The organism is Streptomyces sp. NBC_01341 (assembly GCF_035946055.1).
In the GTDB taxonomy this organism is placed as follows: domain Bacteria; phylum Actinomycetota; class Actinomycetes; order Streptomycetales; family Streptomycetaceae; genus Streptomyces.
Genome location: NZ_CP108364.1, coordinates 6,248,499 through 6,268,426, shown reverse-complemented (window position 1 = coordinate 6,268,426; position 19,928 = coordinate 6,248,499). Strand labels below are relative to the sequence as shown.

Below are 19,928 nucleotides of genomic sequence, written 5' to 3'. Positions count from 1 at the left end.
CGGATGAAAACACGGCCGTTCGTTATTTCAGAACTAACACAGTGGACGCGAGCAACTGAGGACAAGCCCTCGGCCTATTAGTACCAGTCAGCTCCACCCGTTACCGGGCTTCCACATCTGGCCTATCAACCCAGTCGTCTACTGGGAGCCTTAACCACTCAAGGTGGTGGGAATACTCATCTCGAAGCAGGCTTCCCGCTTAGATGCTTTCAGCGGTTATCCTTTCCGAACGTAGCCAACCAGCCATGCCCTTGGCAGGACAACTGGCACACCAGAGGTTCGTCCGTCCCGGTCCTCTCGTACTAGGGACAGCCCTTCTCAATATTCCTACGCGCACAGCGGATAGGGACCGAACTGTCTCACGACGTTCTAAACCCAGCTCGCGTACCGCTTTAATGGGCGAACAGCCCAACCCTTGGGACCGACTCCAGCCCCAGGATGCGACGAGCCGACATCGAGGTGCCAAACCATCCCGTCGATATGGACTCTTGGGGAAGATCAGCCTGTTATCCCCGGGGTACCTTTTATCCGTTGAGCGACAGCGCTTCCACAAGCCACTGCCGGATCACTAGTCCCGACTTTCGTCCCTGCTCGACCCGTCGGTCTCACAGTCAAGCTCCCTTGTGCACTTACACTCAACACCTGATTGCCAACCAGGCTGAGGGAACCTTTGGGCGCCTCCGTTACTCTTTAGGAGGCAACCGCCCCAGTTAAACTACCCATCAGACACTGTCCCTGATCCGGATCACGGACCCAGGTTAGACATCCAGCACGACCAGAGTGGTATTTCAACGGCGACTCCACAACCACTGGCGTGGCTGCTTCAAAGTCTCCCACCTATCCTACACAAGCCGAACCGAACACCAATATCAAACTATAGTAAAGGTCCCGGGGTCTTTCCGTCCTGCTGCGCGAAACGAGCATCTTTACTCGTAGTGCAATTTCACCGGGCCTATGGTTGAGACAGTCGAGAAGTCGTTACGCCATTCGTGCAGGTCGGAACTTACCCGACAAGGAATTTCGCTACCTTAGGATGGTTATAGTTACCACCGCCGTTTACTGGCGCTTAAGTTCTCAGCTTCGCACACCCGAAAGTGCACTAACCGGTCCCCTTAACGTTCCAGCACCGGGCAGGCGTCAGTCCGTATACATCGCCTTACGGCTTCGCACGGACCTGTGTTTTTAGTAAACAGTCGCTTCTCGCTGGTCTCTGCGGCCACCCCCAGCTCATGGAGTAAATCCAATCACCAGTGATGGCCCCCTTCTCCCGAAGTTACGGGGGCATTTTGCCGAGTTCCTTAACCATAGTTCACCCGAACGCCTCGGTATTCTCTACCTGACTACCTGAGTCGGTTTAGGGTACGGGCCGCCATGAAACTCGCTAGAGGCTTTTCTCGACAGCATAGGATCATCCACTTCACCACAATCGGCTCGGCATCAGGTCTCAGCCTTAATGTGTGACGGATTTGCCTACCACACGGCCTACACCCTTACCCCGGGAACAACCATCGCCCGGGTTGGACTACCTTCCTGCGTCACCCCATCGCTTACCTAGTACAAGTCTGGTTCGTCGGCTCCACCACTACCCTCAACTCCGAAGAGATCGGGCCGGCTTCACGGACTTAGCATCGCCTGATTCAGTATTGGGCGTTTCAAAGCGGGTACCGGAATATCAACCGGTTGTCCATCGACTACGCCTGTCGGCCTCGCCTTAGGTCCCGACTTACCCTGGGCAGATCAGCTTGACCCAGGAACCCTTAGTCAATCGGCGCACACGTTTCTCACGTGTGTATCGCTACTCATGCCTGCATTCTCACTCGTGAACCGTCCACAACTCGCTTCCGCGGCTGCTTCACCCGGCACACGACGCTCCCCTACCCATCCACACAGGCGTTGGCCCTATATGTGTGAATGACACGACTTCGGCGGTACGCTTGAGCCCCGCTACATTGTCGGCGCGGAATCACTTGACCAGTGAGCTATTACGCACTCTTTCAAGGGTGGCTGCTTCTAAGCCAACCTCCTGGTTGTCTCTGCGACTCCACATCCTTTCCCACTTAGCGTACGCTTAGGGGCCTTAGTCGATGCTCTGGGCTGTTTCCCTCTCGACCATGGAGCTTATCCCCCACAGTCTCACTGCCGTGCTCTCACTTACCGGCATTCGGAGTTTGGCTAAGGTCAGTAACCCGGTAGGGCCCATCGCCTATCCAGTGCTCTACCTCCGGCAAGAAACACACGACGCTGCACCTAAATGCATTTCGGGGAGAACCAGCTATCACGGAGTTTGATTGGCCTTTCACCCCTAACCACAGGTCATCCCCCAGGTTTTCAACCCTGGTGGGTTCGGTCCTCCACGAAGTCTTACCTCCGCTTCAACCTGCCCATGGCTAGATCACTCCGCTTCGGGTCTAGAGCGTGCAACTCAATCGCCCTATTCGGACTCGCTTTCGCTACGGCTTCCCCACACGGGTTAACCTCGCTACACACCGCTAACTCGCAGGCTCATTCTTCAAAAGGCACGCAGTCACGACGCACCGAGCAAGCTCGATGCGCGACGCTCCCACGGCTTGTAGGCACACGGTTTCAGGTACTATTTCACTCCGCTCCCGCGGTACTTTTCACCATTCCCTCACGGTACTATCCGCTATCGGTCACCAGGGAATATTTAGGCTTAGCGGGTGGTCCCGCCAGATTCACACGGGATTTCTCGGGCCCCGTGCTACTTGGGTGTCTCTCAAACGAGCCGTTGATGTTTCAGCTACGGGGGTCTTACCCTCTACGCCGGACCTTTCGCATGTCCTTCGCCTACACCAACGGTTTCTGACTCGTCTCACAGTCGGCAGACTATGAAAGAGAGATCCCACAACCCCGCATGCGCAACCCCTGCCGGGTATCACACGCATACGGTTTGGCCTCATCCAGTTTCGCTCGCCACTACTCCCGGAATCACGGTTGTTTTCTCTTCCTGCGGGTACTGAGATGTTTCACTTCCCCGCGTTCCCTCCACACTGCCTATGTGTTCAGCAGCGGGTGACAGCCCATGACGACTGCCGGGTTTCCCCATTCGGAAACCCCCGGATCAAAGCTTGGTTGACAGCTCCCCGGGGACTATCGTGGCCTCCCACGTCCTTCATCGGTTCCTGGTGCCAAGGCATCCACCGTGCGCCCTTAAAAACTTGGCCACAGATGCTCGCGTCCACTGTGCAGTTCTCAAACAACGACCAGCCACCCATCACCCCACCCTTACAGGTGAGTGCACTGGGGCCGGCAACCGAAGGCAGCCTCACGGCCATACCTTCAGATACCCAACAGCGTGCCCGACCCGACCAACCCGTTCCCGTTTTCCACGCCGAAGCAGTACTCACAAAAACTTGCCGATCGTGCCGAATAGTCAACGTTCCACCCATGAGCTAACCACCGTCGAACATTTGCCGACGTAGTGGCTCTGGATTCCTTGCGGAATCTAGATGCTCCTTAGAAAGGAGGTGATCCAGCCGCACCTTCCGGTACGGCTACCTTGTTACGACTTCGTCCCAATCGCCAGTCCCACCTTCGACAGCTCCCTCCCACAAGGGGTTGGGCCACCGGCTTCGGGTGTTACCGACTTTCGTGACGTGACGGGCGGTGTGTACAAGGCCCGGGAACGTATTCACCGCAGCAATGCTGATCTGCGATTACTAGCAACTCCGACTTCATGGGGTCGAGTTGCAGACCCCAATCCGAACTGAGACCGGCTTTTTGAGATTCGCTCCGCCTCGCGGCATCGCAGCTCATTGTACCGGCCATTGTAGCACGTGTGCAGCCCAAGACATAAGGGGCATGATGACTTGACGTCGTCCCCACCTTCCTCCGAGTTGACCCCGGCAGTCTCCTGTGAGTCCCCATCACCCCGAAGGGCATGCTGGCAACACAGAACAAGGGTTGCGCTCGTTGCGGGACTTAACCCAACATCTCACGACACGAGCTGACGACAGCCATGCACCACCTGTATACCGACCACAAGGGGGGCACCATCTCTGATGCTTTCCGGTATATGTCAAGCCTTGGTAAGGTTCTTCGCGTTGCGTCGAATTAAGCCACATGCTCCGCTGCTTGTGCGGGCCCCCGTCAATTCCTTTGAGTTTTAGCCTTGCGGCCGTACTCCCCAGGCGGGGAACTTAATGCGTTAGCTGCGGCACCGACGACGTGGAATGTCGCCAACACCTAGTTCCCAACGTTTACGGCGTGGACTACCAGGGTATCTAATCCTGTTCGCTCCCCACGCTTTCGCTCCTCAGCGTCAGTAATGGCCCAGAGATCCGCCTTCGCCACCGGTGTTCCTCCTGATATCTGCGCATTTCACCGCTACACCAGGAATTCCGATCTCCCCTACCACACTCTAGCTAGCCCGTATCGAATGCAGACTCGGGGTTAAGCCCCGAGCTTTCACATCCGACGTGACAAGCCGCCTACGAGCTCTTTACGCCCAATAATTCCGGACAACGCTTGCGCCCTACGTATTACCGCGGCTGCTGGCACGTAGTTAGCCGGCGCTTCTTCTGCAGGTACCGTCACTTTCGCTTCTTCCCTGCTGAAAGAGGTTTACAACCCGAAGGCCGTCATCCCTCACGCGGCGTCGCTGCATCAGGCTTTCGCCCATTGTGCAATATTCCCCACTGCTGCCTCCCGTAGGAGTCTGGGCCGTGTCTCAGTCCCAGTGTGGCCGGTCGCCCTCTCAGGCCGGCTACCCGTCGTCGCCTTGGTAGGCCATTACCCCACCAACAAGCTGATAGGCCGCGGGCTCATCCTTCACCGCCGGAGCTTTTAACCCCGCCCCATGAGGGACAGAGTGTTATCCGGTATTAGACCCCGTTTCCAGGGCTTGTCCCAGAGTGAAGGGCAGATTGCCCACGTGTTACTCACCCGTTCGCCACTAATCCACCCCGAAAGGCTTCATCGTTCGACTTGCATGTGTTAAGCACGCCGCCAGCGTTCGTCCTGAGCCAGGATCAAACTCTCCGTGAATGTTTTCCCGTAATCGGGATCACAACACGAGAGCGGAACAACCAGGTCGGAATATGACCGGTTGTTCACAGCGTCCTCGCTGTTGTTGCCTACCGGATCCGAAGATCCCGCAGGACTTTTCAAAGGAACCACCAACCTGCCCAAGCAGGCCGGGGTATCAACATATCTGGCGTTGACTTTTGGCACGCTGTTGAGTTCTCAAGGAACGGACGCTTCCTTCGGTCCCGTTTCACCGGGGCCCTCCGGGCGCTTCCCTTCGTTCTTGCGTTTCCGACTCTATCAGACTCTTTCGTGTCCGATTCCCGGTCGAAGCGGGATACTGCTTTTCGCTTTCCAGTTCTTCGCTTTCGCGTTTCCCTTTCCGGCGAGTCCGACTCTATCAGGCCTTTTCCCTCTCCAGTGACCACGGTCTCGCAGGCATGCGGGAACACAATCAGAGTTAGAGTCTGGGCTTGGAAGTCGCTGCCGACCCCGGACTTGAAGTCCCGATGGGGCCAGGCAGGGGTACGACAGTACAGGCCGCTGTGAGGCGAGGCAAATCGTTTCCTGAGCGCCCCTAGGTCGGCCAACCGGTAGCTCTCGGGCGGAACCGGGACTTCATATGACTTACGCTGCTGATCAGTACGCCGTCCTCCATCAGCCATGGCGGCGACCTACGGATCCCCACCCCCCCTGGAGGCTCTCCATGACCACTGTGACGTCCCCTCTCGCCGGCCGCGTCATCGGGCTCACCGCGGTTCCCGACCCCGTCTTCTCCGGCGCGATGGTCGGTCCCGGTACTGCCATCGATCCCGTGCGCGAGCCCTCCGAGGCCGTCTCGCCGGTCGATGGAATCGTCGTGTCCCTTCACCCGCACGCGTTCGTCGTCGTCGATGACGAGGGCCATGGGGTGCTGACGCACCTCGGGATCGACACCGTGCAGCTCAACGGCGAGGGCTTCGAGCTTCTCGTGAACAAGGGGGACACGGTCACCCGCGGTCAGGGCATCGTGCGCTGGGACCCGGCAGGGGTGGAGGCCGCCGGCAAGTCGGCGATCTGTCCGATCGTCGCCCTGGAGGCGACCACTGATTCCCTCTCCGAGGTCCGCGAGGACGGCGACGTGAAGGTCGGCGACACGCTGTTCGGCTGGCAGTGACAGCCTCATCGCAATAACAGGCCAGTTGGGCGACAACAGCGGTGGCAAGGCCACCCCACGAGCGGAGACGGGTGAAATGGAGACAACGCTGCGAGGCGTCGGCGTGAGCCACGGTGTGGCCATCGGCGAAGTCAGGCACATGGGTACGGCGGTTCTCGAGCCCCCGGCCAAGCAGATCCCGGCGGAAGAGGCCGAGCGCGAGCAGGGGCGTGCCCGTCAGGCCGTGGAAGCTGTCGCGGCCGACCTCATCGCGCGCGGCAATCTGGCGGGTGGCGAGGCACAACACGTGCTCGAGGCCCAGGCCATGATGGCGCAGGACCCCGAACTCATCGCCGATGTCGAGCGCCGTATCGCTGTGGGCAGCACCGCCGAGCGCGGCGTGTACGACGCGTTCGCGGCGTACAGGGCTCTGCTGGCCAACGCCGGGGAGTACCTCGCGGGGCGCGTCGCCGACCTCGACGACGTGCGGAACCGGATCGTGGCGCGGCTGCTCGGTGTCCCGATGCCGGGTGTGCCCGACAGCGACGAGCCGTACGTGCTGATCGCGCGTGACCTGGCTCCGGCGGACACGGCCCTGCTCGACCCCACCCTGGTGCTCGGTTTCGTCACGGAGGAGGGCGGCCCGACCAGCCACAGCGCGATTCTCGCGCGTGCGCTCGGCGTTCCGGCCGTCGTGGCCCTTCCCGGGGCGGGAGAGATCGCCGAGGGTACGGTCGTCGCCGTCGACGGCAGCACGGGTGAGATCTTCGTCGAGCCGAGCCCGGAGAAGCGCGCCGAGATGGAAAGCGCCTCCGCGGCACGCAAGGCGGCTCTGTCCGCGGTGACCGGTCCCGGTGCGACCTCTGACGGTCACAAGGTGCCGCTGCTCGCCAACGTCGGCGGTCCCGCCGACGTGCCGGCGGCGGTCGAGGCCGGCGCCGAGGGTGTGGGCCTGTTCCGGACGGAGTTCCTGTTCCTGGACGACAGCAAGCAGGCTCCTTCCGAGGAGAAGCAGATCGCGGCCTACCGGGCGGTGCTGGAGGCGTTCCCCGAGGGCCGTGTCGTCGTGCGGGTGCTGGACGCGGGCGCCGACAAGCCTCTGGACTTCCTGACTCCGGCGGACGAGCCGAACCCGGCACTGGGTGTACGCGGTCTGCGCAGCCTGCTGGACCACCCCGATGTACTGCGGACCCAGTTGACGGCGCTGGCGCGGGCGGCCGAGGGGCTGCCCGTGTACCTCGAGGTCATGGCGCCGATGGTCGCCGACCGCGCGGACGCCAAGGCGTTCGCCGACGCGTGCCGCGAGGCAGGTCTCCAGGCGAAGTTCGGGGCGATGGTGGAGATTCCGTCCGCCGCTCTCCGGGCCCGGTCGATCCTGCAGGAGGTGGAGTTCCTCTCGCTGGGTACCAACGACCTGGCGCAGTACACCTTCGCCGCCGACCGTCAGGTGGGCGCCGTCTCCCGGCTGCAGGACCCGTGGCAGCCTGCGCTGCTCGACCTGGTGGCTCTGTCCGCCGATGCCGCGAGGGCCGAGGGCAAGAGCTGCGGTGTCTGTGGTGAGGCCGCGTCGGACCCGCTGCTCGCCTGTGTGCTCACGGGTCTGGGTGTCACCTCTCTGTCGATGGGCGCCGCGTCCATTCCCTATGTGCGGGCGACGCTGGCGAAGCACACGCTCGCGCAGTGCGAGCGCGCGGCGTCCGCCGCACGCGCCGCGGACTCCGCCGAGGAGGCGCGCCTCGCGGCGCAGGCGGTGCTGTCGGGCGAGTGACGTGTCACGGCTCGCTCGTGCGGGCCGGGTCGTGAAGGGGTTCCCACCGTGGGCGGTGGGAACCCCTTCGCACGTCAGTGGTGTGCCTCGGGTTCGTCGGCGCCGAGGTCGAATCCGGCGCAGTACTCGACACCCTGCTCGGGCGGGACCGGTTCGCCCGTGTCGGCATCCGTGCAGTAGGCGCTGAAGACCTCCCCCGCCGTGAGCGGGAGGAGGCTGCCGCTCTGCAGACGCCAGCCGTGCACCCGGTCCGGCGTGTCGGGAGCGGTGGTGCGCAGGACGACGCCGCCCGGCGTCCGGAGTGCGACGCCGACGGCGAGCACGGTGGCGAACTCCGCTCCCTCCGAGGCCTCGAGGAGGGCCTGGCCTTCGGTGTCCCGCGAGGTGCGGACGACGGCGAGGAGCTGTTCCGACTGTGCCGGGGTGCTGCACACGATGTGGTGGGTGCCCGGGCCCGCGGTGTCCATGAGCCGCATCAGGAGGTGTGACGCCCGGTCGAAGGCGGCTCTGCCGATGTCCTGCCCGCAGTCGGCGCAGTCACCGAGGTCGGCCAGCAGCAGCGTGGCGTACTCCCAGGTCGCCCGGCGGGCTGCTCGTGAGACCAGGTCGGGGACCAGGGTGTCGATGTGCTGGCCGGTGTACTCCACGGTGGGGCCCGTCGCGGCGATCTCGGCGGTGAAGCGGCTGCGGCTGGCGTGCGCGTCCGGCTCGATGCCGGACTCGGTGCAGAAGTCGGCGTAGTCCCCGGGATCGAAGAGTGCGACGGTGGTGTGCTTCCCCTGTGCCGCGAGTGATCGGAGAAGTCCGTCGATCTGCCGCAGGTAGACGGCGTGATCGTCGAAGGTGAAGCTCCGGTAGTGACGCATCGCCGCGAAGTCCTCGGGGTCGACCAGGAGGCCGACGGTAGTCGGTGCTTCGCGGCGGAGCGCTCGTCGCATGGATGTGTCGGAGCGTTGCCGGATGCGCTTGAACTGCTCGGTGTGCGTCATGAGTCCCCCTGTACGCGGTCGATCGATGCTCACTCAGCGTAATCAGGGGGACTGACAACGGTCCGCGCCGCGGCCGGATCAGCGGCGCTCGCGGGCGAGCTCCTCGTAGAAGTGGAGCAGTTCGAGGTTGTCGATGGATCCCGGGTTGACCGCCTTGGACAGGGCGGTGCCCTGGAGCAGTCGCTTGACGGGGACCTCGATGCGCTTGCCGGTGAGGGTGTGCGGAATGCCGGGCACTTCGATGACCTCGTCCGGTACGTGGCGTGGGGAGAGGTTCTCGCGGATGGTGCGCTTGATGCTGTCGCGGAGGGTGTCGTCGAGCGTGGCGCCTTCGGCGAGGTGGACGAAGAGGGGCATCCAGTAGCCGCCGTCCGGTTCCTCGATGCCGATGACGAGCGACTCGCGGATCTCCGGGAGCCGTTCGACCGCCTCGTAGATGTCCGCGGAACCCATGCGTACCCCCTGCCTGTTGAGGGTGGAGTCCGAGCGGCCGTGGATGACGACCGAGCCCCGGTCGGTGAGGGTGATCCAGTCGCCGTGGCGCCACACGCCGGGATACATGTCGAAGTAGCTGTCGTGGTAGCGGCTGCCATCGGGGTCGTTCCAGAAGCGGACCGGCATGGAGGGCATGGGTGCGGTGACGACGAGTTCACCGACCTCGTCCGTCAGCGGTTCACCGGCGGGGTTCCAGGACTGGAGGTCGGTGCCGAGGCAGGGCGCCTGCAGTTCACCGATGTGGACGGGCAGGGTGGGGACCGCGCCCGCGAAGCAGCTGCAGACATCGGTCCCGCCGCTGACCGAGGCGATCCACAGGTCCTCCGCGACCGCGTCGTGGAGCCAGCGGAAGCCGTCGGGCGGCAGCGGGGAACCCGTGGTGGCGACGCACTGCACGCGGCTGAGGTCCTGGTCGCGGCCGGGGTGGACGCCGGCCTTTCGGCAGGCCATGACGTAGGCGGCGGAGGTGCCGAAGAGGGTCGCGCCCGTCTGCTCGGCGACGCGCCACTGGGCGCCGATGTCCGGGTAGCCGGGGCTGCCGTCGTAGAGCACCACGGTGGTGCCGGTGAGCAGGCCGGAGACGAGGAAGTTCCACATCATCCACCCGGTGGAGGTGTACCAGAAGAAGCGGTCGTCGGGGCCGAGGTCGCAGTGCAGGCCGATCTGCTTGAAGTGCTCGAGCAGGATGCCGCCCTGGGACTGAACGATCGCCTTCGGGAGTCCGGTCGTGCCCGAGGAGTAGAGGACCCAGAGCGGGTGCTCGAAGGGGACCGGCTCGTAGGCGGGTTCGGTGTCGGCGGCGGTGAGTGCCGACCAGTCGAGGGCGCCCTGCGGTGCGTGCGTTCCGAGCAGCGGGATGTGGACGACGGCGCGCAGGGTGGGGAGTTCGTCCCGGAGCTCGGCCACGGTGGCAGTGCGGTCGTGTTCCTTGCCGCCGTAGCGGTAGCCGTCGACGGTGAAGAGGACGACGGGTTCGACCTGCTGGAAGCGGTCCAGGACGCTGCGCGCGCCGAAGTCGGGGGCGCACGAGGTCCAGACGCCGCCGACGGCGGCGGTGGCGAGGAACGCGACGACGGCCTGGGGGATGTTGGGCAGGTATCCGCTGACCCGGTCGCCGGGGCGGACGCCGAGGGCGCGCAGTTCCGCCGCGAGCGAGCCCACCTGGCGCCGGAGTTCGTGCCAGCTGACGGACACCTGGGTGTGGGACTCGTCGACGTACAGCAGGGCGGGGGCGTCGGCGCGGAGCGGGTCGTCGGCCGTGCGCAGGGCATGCTCGGCGTAGTTGAGGGTGGCGCCCGGGAACCACTGGGCGCCGGGCATGGTGCGGTCGCCCAGGACGGCTTCGTAGGGGGTGGAGAAGCGTACGTCGAACCAGTCGGCGACGGCCGCCCAGAACGTGTCGAGCTCGTCGACCGACCAGCGGTGCAGGGCCGCGTAACCGCCGTCGGCGGGAGCGCCGTGATGTTCGGCCGCCCAGCGCTGGAAGCGGGTGACGGCGGCGGCCTCGATGCGCTCGGGCCCGGGCTGCCAGAGGGGGGCGTCGCCGGCTGCAGAGGTCATGGAGGCTCCCTGGAATTTCGGGGTGTACGCGGGGTGTGCGTGCGTCGCGCGCACGGGCTGGGGTGTGCGCGTGAACGGCACTACCGGACGATGCCATGTGATCGTCTTGCGCACCAGGGTCCCCCGGCCATGCTTGTGTGTCCGGCTGTGTGGTGGGGCCACAGGTGAACGGAAGCTGAACGGAGCACTCTCACGTCCCGGCGGATGGCAGGGTGACCCGCATGGATGGTCGTGACCTGGTGCGCTCGGTGAAAATGGTCGGTTCTGTGCAGGGGATGCGCACGGTGCGCTCGGCGTGGCGGCGTCGCCGTGCGGACGCGCGGGCGCTGGCGCCGCGCGGTGCGGAGCGGGCCCGTGTGCCCGGTCTCCTGGTCAGTGCGGAGCCGGGGCCGGGCGGTGGTGTGGTGCGGTTCGCCCGCTCGGAACTGCGGGTGCGGGTGGCGGTGGGCGGTGCGGTGTTCTGGTCGTGGGACGGTGCGGGGCCGCTGCCGTCGTACGCCTTGCCGGGTGACGAGCCGGAGCCGGACGGACGGGCTCGGCTGGAGCCGGACAAGGACGGCGGCTGGCAGGTGGTGTCGGAGCGGCTGACCGTCGCCGTGTCGCGGCACGGTGCGGTGGAACTGCGGACCCCGGGCGGTGTGGTGCTTCGCCGTGACCTGCCGCCGCGCTGGTGGGAGCCGGTGGCGGGCGGTCCGGCCCGGTGGGTGCAGAAGTCCGAAGTGCCCGCCGACGCGTGCTTCTTCGGGCTGGGCGGCCGGGCCGGCGGTCCGAGGCTGCGGGAAGGCACGTACCGCCTGTGGAACACCGATCCCGGGGGCCGTTTCGGTCCTGGGGACGATCCGCTGTACCTCACGATGCCGGTGCAGGTGGTGGTCTCGGACGCGGGGACCCATCTGGCGTTCCACGACAACTCCTGGTCGGGCAGGGTGACGCTGAGGGAGGGGGTGGAGGGCGCGGGGTCGGGGCACGACCGGCCGGGTACGTGCGAAGTGCGGATGGAGGGCGGTCCTCTCCGCTGCTGGGTGGTCGTGGGAACACCGGCCAGGGTGCTGCGCGGCTGGACCGCGCTGACGGGTGCGCCGGCGCTGCCCCCGTCGTGGGCGCTGGGGCCGCAGCACGCGCGGTGGGGGTTCGGCAGCGAACAGGAGGTGCGGCGGATCGTCGCGGGGTACCGGGAGCGGGGTCTTCCGCTCTCGGTACTGCACCTGGACATCGACCACTACGACGGGCACCAGGTCTTCACCGTGGACCGTGAGCGGTTCCCGGGGCTGCCGACGCTGGCCAAGGAACTGCGGGAGGACGGTGTCCGCCTGGTGTCGATCGTCGATCCGGCTGTGCGGGCGTCCCCGGGGAACGCCGTGTTCGACAGCGGCGGGGAGGTCGGCGGGCAGGGCGCGTTCGTGCGTGATCCGTCGGGCCGTCCGGTGCTCGGTGAGGTGTGGCCGGGTGAGTGCGTATATCCGGACTTCACCGATCCGCTGGTGCGGGAGTGGTGGGGCGGCCTGTACGAGGAGCGGCTCGGCCAGGGGTTCTCCGGGGTGTGGCACGACATGAACGAGCCGGTGTCCTTCTCGGCCTTCGGGGATCCGTCGCTGCCCCGGTCGGCGCGCCATGTGCTGGAGGGGCGGGGCGGGGACCACCGCGAGGCGCACAACGTGTACGCCCTGACGATGGCCAGGGCCGGTTACGAGGGGCTGCGCCGCCTGCGGCCCGAGGAGCGGCCGTTCCTGTTCTCGCGTTCCGGCTGGGCGGGGATGCAGCGGTACGGCGGTACGTGGTCCGGTGACGTGGCCACGGGGTGGCCGGGTCTTCGGGCGTCGCTGGCGCTGGTGCTGGGGCTCGGCCTCTGCGGGGTGCCGTACTCGGGGCCCGACGTGGGCGGCTTCGACGGGTCGCCGTCGCCCGAGCTGTATCTGCGCTGGTTCCAGCTGGGTGCCTACATGCCGCTGTTCCGCACGCATGCGGCGATCGACGCGGGGCGCCGGGAGCCGTGGGAGTTCGGGCCGGAGGTGCTCACCCACGCCCGGGGTGTGCTGGAGGAGCGGGAGCGGCTGCACCCGTACTTCGTGACGCTCGCGCACACGGCACGGCTGACGGGCGCTCCGTACGTACGGCCTCTGTGGTGGAACGCCTCCGGGGACCGCGCGCTGCGTGCGTGCGAGGACGCGTTTCTGCTGGGCGACGGGCTGCTGGTGGCGCCGGTGTTCGAGGAGGGTGCGGTCCGCCGGGCCGTCCGGCTGCCGAGGGGCCGGTGGTACGACACGGCGACCGGCCGGGAGTACGAAGGGCCGGGCCAGGTGGTGCTCGACGCGCCGCTGTCACGCGTCCCGGTGCTGGCGCGGGCCGGCGCCGTGCTGCCGGTGCGGGGCGTGGGCGGGGAGCTGGAGCTGGAGGTGTGGGCTCCGTCCCCGGGACGCACCGGCCGAGGGGTGGTCGTGCGGGACGTGGGCGACGGGTGGGAGCGGGCGAAGGTCGAGCGGTACACGTCGCGCCTCGTGGGCGGCCGCGTGGTCGTGGAGCGGGACGGCGGGGAGGGGGCGGTGCCGTATCCGGTCCGGGTGCGCGGTCTGCCGGAAGCAGCCCGGCGGTAGGGACCGCTCGGCCGCGGGTTAGCGGTAGCGGCCCGCGAACCAGGCGCGCACGGCCTCGGTGTGCAGCGGGAAGGCGAGTTCGACCGGTGCGTGGAGCACGTGGTGTCCGGTGGTCTCGTCGGTCGGCACGGAGGGCGGGAGCTCTTCGGCGGGGCGGGCAGGGAGGAGCCCGAAGAGGAGCAGGTGTCCGCCCGGCGAACTGAGGGCGTCGGCGAGGCGTACCTCTGCCTCGTCGGCCGGAATGCCGGTCTCCTCACGCAGTTCGCGCACGACGGCGTGGCGCCAGTCCTCGGTCCGGTCGATGAAGCCGCCGGGCAGCGCGATGCCGCCCACGTGCGGGGGGATGGTACGGGTGATGACGACGAGGCCGGTGCCGTGCGGTGCGATGACCGGCAGGAGCGCGACGGCGACGGGAAGTGGATTGCGGTAGGCGGTGCGGCCGCAGGCCGTGCAGGTGCGGGGCCAGGTGTCGGCGGCGTACAGGGCTCCGCAGGTGCCGCAGTGTGGGTCCTTCACGGGCGGGACTGTATCCGATCACCCTTCTCCTGCGGCCCCGAAGCTGATAGACGGTGGGCCATGACAGGAATCGCTCGTGTCCTCCGTGCCCTGACCGCCGCCGGCTCCGCCCTGCTCGCGTTGGCGGCCGCCGCGCCAGCGGCATCGGCATCGCCCGAACCCAAGGCTCCTCGGGAGTTCGTCGACCTCCGCTCCGTCGATCCGACGATCATCACCGAGATGCGTTACACCACCGCGCACAACTTCATGGGCGAGCCGGTGGACGGCTACCGCCGGCCCGTATGCATCCTCACCCGCCCCGCGGCCCGGGCCCTGCGGACCGCCCAGCGGAGCCTGTTGCGCAAGGGCTACTCACTCAAGGTCTACGACTGCTACCGGCCGCAGCGGGCAGTGGACCACTTCGTGCGCTGGGCGAAGGACCTCGGCGACCAGGAGATGAAGGGCGAGTTCTATCCGCTGGTCGACAAGACACGCCTGTTCGAGGACGGTTACATCGCGGAGAAGTCCGGTCACAGCCGGGGCAGCACGGTCGACCTCACTCTCGTGAAGCTGCCCGCGCTGCCGACGAGGCCGTACGAGCCGGGCGAGGACCTGGCTCCCTGCTACGGCCCGAAGGCCGAGCGCTTCCCCGACAACTCCGTGGACATGGGCACGGGCTACGACTGCTTCGACACCCTGTCGCACACGGACGACCCGCGGATCCAGGGGGTCCAGCGCACGAACCGGCAGTTCCTGCGGAGCACGCTCACCGGCCTTGGCTTCGTGAACCTGGCCGAGGAATGGTGGCACTTCACCTACAAGCCCGAGCTCTTCCCGGACACCTACTTCGACTTCCCGGTGGCCCGGCGTTCCGTCGCAGGCCACTGACGGCCGCCACGCCAGGGGAACGGGCGACCGGGACCACCCCCGTGGGCTCCGACCGCCCGTTCATGTTGACGGACGCGGAACTGCCGTATCCGGTTGCCGCCGGAGCCGTTACGGTGCCTTCATGTCTCAGCAGACGTTCGGTTCGTATGAAGAGTTCTGGCCCTACTACGTCGCCATGCACTCCAGGGCGGCGACCCGGTGGGTCCATCTGACCGGGACGCTGACCGGGCTGGCGATCACCGCCTACGGTCTGGCCCGGGGCCGGAAGCGGTATGTGATGGCGCTGCCGCTGATCGGGTACGGCACGGCGTGGCCGGCGCACTTCCTCATCGAGAAGAACAATCCGGCCACCTTCGGGCACCCGGCTTGGTCGCTCCGGGGCGACGCGCAGATGATCGGGATGATGCTGGCGGGCCGTGACGCGGAACTGGCGGAGACCGCGTCGAAGTGGCTCGCCGAGAACGCCTGACGACCCACCAGGTACCCGGGGTCGGCGGTCCGTCACCCCGGCTGAAGACTCCTTCCGTGCCCGCTGCGGTGCCGCACCGCACGCGCGGCCCGCACCCCGGTCGGCGGGGGTGCGGGCCGCGTTCCGTGCGGTCGCCCGGGCGTCACGTCCTGGCGGGTTCCCGGAGCTGGTCGGCGCGGGCCAGCGCGTGCTCGACGACGGCGACCAGCACGTCCCGTACGGAGGACCGGTCCCGCGCGTCGCAGAGCAGAACGGGTACCCCGGGGTCGAGGTCCAGCGCCGCCCGCACGGTGTCGGTGGGGAACTGCCCGGCGCCGTCGAAGAGGTTGACGGCCACCGTGAACGGGATGCCTCGGCGCTCGAAGTAGTCGACCGCGGCGAAGCAGTCCTCCAGCCTGCGGGTGTCCGCGAGGACGACCGCCCCCAGGGCTCCCTGGGCCAGCTCGTCCCACAGGAACCAGAAGCGGTCCTGCCCCGGCGTGCCGAAGAGGTAGAGGACCAGGTCCTCGCGCAGGGTGATGCGGCCGAAGTCCATGGCCACCGTGGTGGTGTTCTTGCTCTCGACCCCGGCGACGTCGTCGACGGGACGGCCCGCCTCGCTCAGCCGTTCCTCCGTGCGCAGGGGTCTGATCTCGCTGACCGCCCCCACGAGGGTCGTCTTGCCCACTCCGAAGCCGCCCGCGACCAGTATTTTCAGGGTGACGGGCTCGACGGGCCGCTTCCTGCGGCTAGAGCGCCCGAAGGCCATTGATCACCTCGCGGAGAATGTTCACGTCCGGCAGCTCGGCCGGCGGAACGGGACGGGTGACGTGCACCAGTTCGTCCTCGACGAGGTCACCGACCAGGACCCGGACCACCCCGACGGGGAGGTCGAGGCCGGAAGCGAGTTCGGCGATGGACTGGGGCATGTCGCTGCACAGTTCGACGATCTCCACGTGCTCCGGGGAGAGCGTCTGGTCCCGGCCGGGATCGTCGGCCGCCGGTTCGGGGACGACGATCGCGATCAGGTCGAGACGGTGACGGGTGGCGCTGCTGGTGCGCCCCCGGGTCATCGCGTAGGGCCGGACCACCGGCCCCGCATCGGCGTCGTACCAGCGCGAGGCGTCCGCTCCGGTGTTTACGGACGGTCTTCCGGACGCGGCGTCCCGGACGGAGTCGGCGCTCATGCCCTGCCCCTCACCCTCCGGCGGGCATACCGGTGGTCCGGGGGGCGTTGGCCAGGTGGGCGCCCACGCGCTTGACCATGAGGGTCATCTCGTACGCGACCTGACCCACGTCGGAGTCCGCGTCGGCCAGGACGGCGAGACAGCTGCCGTCTCCGGCGGCCGTGACGAAGAGGAAGGCCTGGTCGAGCTCGACGACGGTCTGCCGTACCCGGCCCGCCTCGAAGTGGCGGCCGACGCCCTTGGCGAGGCTGTGGAATCCGGAGGCGACGGCCGCCAGATGCTCGCTGTCCTCACGGGTGAGGTCCTGCGACGTGCCGGTGGCGAGGCCGTCGCTGGAGAGGACCAGCGCCTTGCGGATGCTCGCGACGCGCTCGACGAGTTCGTCAAGGAGCCAGTTGAGCTCGCCGGAGCCCTGGCGTGCGGCGTTGTGTGCTGCGTCGTTCGGTGCGGTCATCGACCGTCCCCTCCCGGAGTGGTTCCTGGTGCTGTCTCGCCGTGGCCGGTCACGTCCTCGGCGTTCTGCCGACGGCCGCGTTCCCAGCCGCGCTGAAGCGAAGCCATGCGATTGCGTACGTCGTCCGCGTCCCGTTCGAGGTCGTCGTCCGTTGCGGCGGGGGCGATACCGGGGGCCCGCGCTGCGGAGTCCTCCCGGAGCTGTGGGGCGAGGCTGGCCTGGCGGATCCTTCGCGGGAGCCCGCCCACGGTGTCCGGCGCGACCGGCCTCGGGGCGGTCCCGGGGCGATCCTGAGTGCGGGGGCGTTCCTGAGCCCCTGTGTCCGCGGGGGCGCCGGCACTCTCCCGGGAGCCGGCGCCCGGTACGGTCGTGAACGCTTCGGGTGCCGCGGGGTGGGAGCGGCCGCCGTGGCCGACTCTGCGTCCCCGGTCCGTGACGAGCGTCGGCGGCTTGCGGCGGGGCAGCGGGACCGGTCCGGCGGGCCGCATGGGCCGTACGTCGGCGGGGCGTCCCTCCGAAGGGTCGAACGCCTGCTGGTGCTGTTCGCGGTCGGCGTCCCGCCGCAGATCACGGGCCCGGAAGATGCCGCCCCGCTCGCTCTCGGTGTCCTCCAGGTCGGACACGCCGTCCAGGACGGGGCCGAGTGCCGGATCGAGGGCGCGGTCCAGCGCCGGGTCGTCGGTGAGTTCCAGTGCGCCCACCGGGCCGTCGAGTTCGATGGGACCGTCGAGGACCGGGGGGTCCGTGAGCCCCGTGGGCACCGGGGCCAGTCCGCCCGGCCTGCCGGGGATGTCCTCGTCCGCGATCCCGTCCCTGCGCGCCTTGTCACTGCCGGGCACGCGGGTACCGGCCCGGCCGCTGCCGAGCGCCTTCTCCGCCCGGCGGTCGAGGCGGAAGCCGGTGCCGTGGGTGTCCGGGGCCTCGGTCAGGAGCTGGGACGGGATGAAGACGACGGCCGTGGTGCCCCCGTACGGAGATGTCTGGAGCGACACCCGGACGTTCTGCCGCTGTGCGAGGCGGCTGACGACGAAGAGGCCGAGCCGGTCGGTGTCGGACAGCTCGAATTCGGGTGTCTCGGCGAGTCGCAGGTTGGCGTCCAGGAGGACCTCCGGCGCCATCCCGAGCCCGCGGTCGTGGATCTCCAGCGTGAAGCCGTTGGCCACGCGTTCACCGTGCACCTGCACCGCGGTGTGCGGGGGCGAGAACACCGTCGCGTTCTCCAGCAGTTCCGCGATGAGGTGGGTCAGGTCGGCGACGGCGGGGCCGCCCACGCCGATGCGGGGCAGGCGCCTGACCTCGATACGTTCGTAGTCCTCCACCTCCGCGACCGCCGCCCGTACCACGTCCATGAGCTGGATGGGTTTGCGCCACTGCCGGGACGGGGCCGCCCCGGAGAGGATCACGAGGCCTTCCGCGTGCCGGCGCATGCGGGTGGTGAGGTGGTCGAGACGGAAGAGGTCGGCGAGTTCGTCGCTGTTCTCCGTGCGACGCTCCATGGTGTCCAGGAGCGTCAGCTGACGGTGCAGGAGCACCTGGTTGCGGCGGGCGAGGTTGACGAAGACCTCGGAGACGCCCCGGCGCATGTCCGCCTGCTTGACCGCGGCCTCGACGGCGGCCCGCTGCAGGGTGTTCAGCGCCTGGCCCACCTGGCCTATCTCGTCGCGTTCGTAGCTGAGGTGCGGAGCCTCGGTCTCGACGTCGACGTGTTCGCCGGCGGCGAGCCGCCGCATGACGCTCGGCAGTCGCACCCCGGACACCTCGTGGGCGTCCTTGCGAAGGCGGGAGAGGTCGCGAATCAGCTCACGTCCCACCCGCACGGATACGAAGACCGAGACGAGCAGAGCGACGAACCCGAGTACACCGGCGACACCGGCCCGGATCAGGACGCGGTAGCCGGCGGGCTCGGCCCGGTCCTGGAAGCGGTTGGACATCTCCGTGCCGTCGTTGGCCAGGTGCTCCAGGGCCGGCGGAGCGGCCTCCTGCCAGCGTTCGATGTCGACGGCGCCCGGCTTCGTGAAGGGGCCCGCGGCGATGAGCTTCTGCTCCGCGGTGCGCAGGGGCTCGGAGTCGGGGCTGCTCCAGTACTGCTCCATGCGCGCGCGCTCGCTCTCCGGCAGGAGTTCGAGGTTGACGTCGTAGAGGAGAGTGCGGCTGGCGGCGAGGTCGGAGACGACGCGCAGCTCGGGGGCGCCGAGCCGGCCGGCGACGAGGCCGGACGCGACCAGTGCGTCCTCGCGCGAAAGCATCTCGCGGGCACGGGACACGCCGACCAGGGCGCGGACCTGCTTGTCCATCGACACGTTCTCCATCTGGTGGAGACCGTTCAGGAAGCGGTAGCAGGGGTCGACGAGGCCGTTGTAGAAGTCGAGCGCCCTGGTGCGGTCGATGGTGCGCTTCTCCACCGATCCGCGCAGCGCGTCCAGCCCGTCGACCTCACCGAGGATCGACTCGAGCCGGGCTTCGGACTCGGGGCTGAGCTTGTCGCGGACGTCCTTGCTCCGGGCGCTGAGCCGGACGTCGGCCACGATCCGGTCGGTCGCCGCGCGCTGACGGCGCAGCAGGGGGAGGGCGTCGGAGGCCCGTGGGTCGGCGAGGTAGACGAGGGTCTGCCGGCGTTCGTCCTGGACGGCGCGGATGGTGTCCTCGAGTGGGTGCCCGACCTTCTCCACGATGGCGCCGGCGCCCATCAGCTCGTTGGCCTCGCGCCCGGTGACGTAGGTGGCGAAGACCCACAGGCCCGTGAGGGAGGCGAGCGGCACCAGGAGCAACGCCACGATCTTCCTGCGGATGGACTTCCCGCGAAAGCGCATGGCCTCCCCCAGCTCGGCCCCGCGTGACGGGGGTGCTTGTGTCGGTGTTCCGGTTGGTGCGTGTTCCCTGTTCTGCCGGTCGGCCCGTGCTCCTGCCGCGGTCTCCGCCGCGCATGCGTCGGTGT

12 protein-coding genes and 2 rRNA genes are annotated in these 19,928 nt (G+C 67.5%); 5 read left to right on the top strand and 9 right to left on the bottom strand.

The window, feature by feature from the left end; all coding sequences use genetic code 11:
- Nucleotides 1-57: 57 nt before the first annotated feature.
- Together OG206_RS27645 and OG206_RS27640 are read right to left on the bottom strand one after the other, a co-directional pair.
- Nucleotides 58-3,182 (bottom strand): 23S ribosomal RNA (locus OG206_RS27645).
- A gap of 296 nt (nt 3,183-3,478) precedes the next feature.
- A 16S ribosomal RNA gene (locus tag OG206_RS27640) occupies nt 3,479-5,004 on the bottom strand.
- The 16S and 23S rRNA genes sit together here, the layout of an rRNA operon.
- Before the next feature lie 685 nt (nt 5,005-5,689).
- Between OG206_RS27640 and OG206_RS27635 the strand changes: the two genes are divergently transcribed.
- Both OG206_RS27635 and ptsP read left to right on the top strand, forming a co-directional pair.
- Nucleotides 5,690-6,139 carry a PTS sugar transporter subunit IIA gene (locus OG206_RS27635; protein WP_327120768.1) on the top strand — a complete coding sequence of 150 codons (450 nt, stop codon included), beginning with the start codon at nt 5,690-5,692 and terminating at the stop codon, nt 6,137-6,139.
- Nucleotides 6,140-6,215: 76 nt separating this feature from the next.
- Nucleotides 6,216-7,886, top strand: a complete 1,671-nt coding sequence (gene ptsP / locus OG206_RS27630; protein ID WP_327120765.1) for a phosphoenolpyruvate--protein phosphotransferase — start codon at nt 6,216-6,218, stop codon at nt 7,884-7,886.
- A gap of 74 nt (nt 7,887-7,960) precedes the next feature.
- Here ptsP and OG206_RS27625 read toward each other — a convergent pair whose 3' ends face one another.
- Together OG206_RS27625 and OG206_RS27620 are read right to left on the bottom strand one after the other, a co-directional pair.
- Nucleotides 7,961-8,875: a hypothetical protein gene (locus OG206_RS27625; RefSeq protein ID WP_327120763.1), complete on the bottom strand. Its 915-nt coding sequence runs from the start codon at nt 8,873-8,875 to the stop codon at nt 7,961-7,963.
- A gap of 78 nt (nt 8,876-8,953) precedes the next feature.
- Complete coding sequence (locus tag OG206_RS27620; protein ID WP_327120762.1) at nt 8,954-10,930, bottom strand: acetoacetate--CoA ligase; 1,977 nt, start codon at nt 10,928-10,930, stop codon at nt 8,954-8,956.
- 221 nt (nt 10,931-11,151) lie between these two features.
- Here OG206_RS27620 and OG206_RS27615 point away from each other — a divergent pair, with 221 nt between their 5' ends.
- Complete coding sequence (locus tag OG206_RS27615) at nt 11,152-13,521, top strand: glycoside hydrolase family 31 protein (protein ID WP_327120760.1); 2,370 nt, start codon at nt 11,152-11,154, stop codon at nt 13,519-13,521.
- Between the two features lie 18 nt (nt 13,522-13,539).
- On the opposite strand, the gene OG206_RS27610 is transcribed toward OG206_RS27615, so the two are convergent.
- The gene (locus OG206_RS27610; protein ID WP_327120758.1) at nt 13,540-14,037 is read right to left on the bottom strand and encodes an NUDIX domain-containing protein; all 498 of its coding nucleotides are present in this window, start codon (nt 14,035-14,037) and stop codon (nt 13,540-13,542) included.
- A gap of 60 nt (nt 14,038-14,097) precedes the next feature.
- Here OG206_RS27610 and OG206_RS27605 point away from each other — a divergent pair, with 60 nt between their 5' ends.
- Both OG206_RS27605 and OG206_RS27600 read left to right on the top strand, forming a co-directional pair.
- Nucleotides 14,098-14,904: a M15 family metallopeptidase gene (locus OG206_RS27605; protein ID WP_327120756.1), complete on the top strand. Its 807-nt coding sequence runs from the start codon at nt 14,098-14,100 to the stop codon at nt 14,902-14,904.
- Nucleotides 14,905-15,025: 121 nt separating this feature from the next.
- The gene (locus OG206_RS27600; protein WP_327120754.1) at nt 15,026-15,373 is read left to right on the top strand and encodes a DUF962 domain-containing protein; all 348 of its coding nucleotides are present in this window, start codon (nt 15,026-15,028) and stop codon (nt 15,371-15,373) included.
- Nucleotides 15,374-15,515: 142 nt separating this feature from the next.
- Here OG206_RS27600 and OG206_RS27595 read toward each other — a convergent pair whose 3' ends face one another.
- Genes OG206_RS27595 through OG206_RS27580 form a run of 4 tightly spaced genes read right to left on the bottom strand, consistent with a single transcriptional unit; the run spans nt 15,516 to nt 19,803 of the window.
- The gene (locus OG206_RS27595) at nt 15,516-16,121 is read right to left on the bottom strand and encodes a GTP-binding protein (protein WP_327120752.1); all 606 of its coding nucleotides are present in this window, start codon (nt 16,119-16,121) and stop codon (nt 15,516-15,518) included.
- The gene (locus OG206_RS27590) at nt 16,102-16,539 is read right to left on the bottom strand and encodes a DUF742 domain-containing protein (RefSeq protein ID WP_327120750.1); all 438 of its coding nucleotides are present in this window, start codon (nt 16,537-16,539) and stop codon (nt 16,102-16,104) included. The genes OG206_RS27595 and OG206_RS27590 overlap by 20 nt, the downstream gene beginning before the upstream one ends.
- Nucleotides 16,540-16,549: 10 nt before the next feature.
- A complete protein-coding gene (locus tag OG206_RS27585) occupies nt 16,550-16,993 on the bottom strand; it encodes a roadblock/LC7 domain-containing protein (RefSeq protein WP_327120748.1) in 444 nt (147 codons plus the stop codon).
- Nucleotides 16,990-19,803, bottom strand: coding sequence for a sensor histidine kinase (locus tag OG206_RS27580; protein WP_327120746.1), 2,814 nt, complete (start codon nt 19,801-19,803; stop codon nt 16,990-16,992). The genes OG206_RS27585 and OG206_RS27580 overlap by 4 nt, the downstream gene beginning before the upstream one ends.
- Nucleotides 19,804-19,928: the final 125 nt, after the last annotated feature.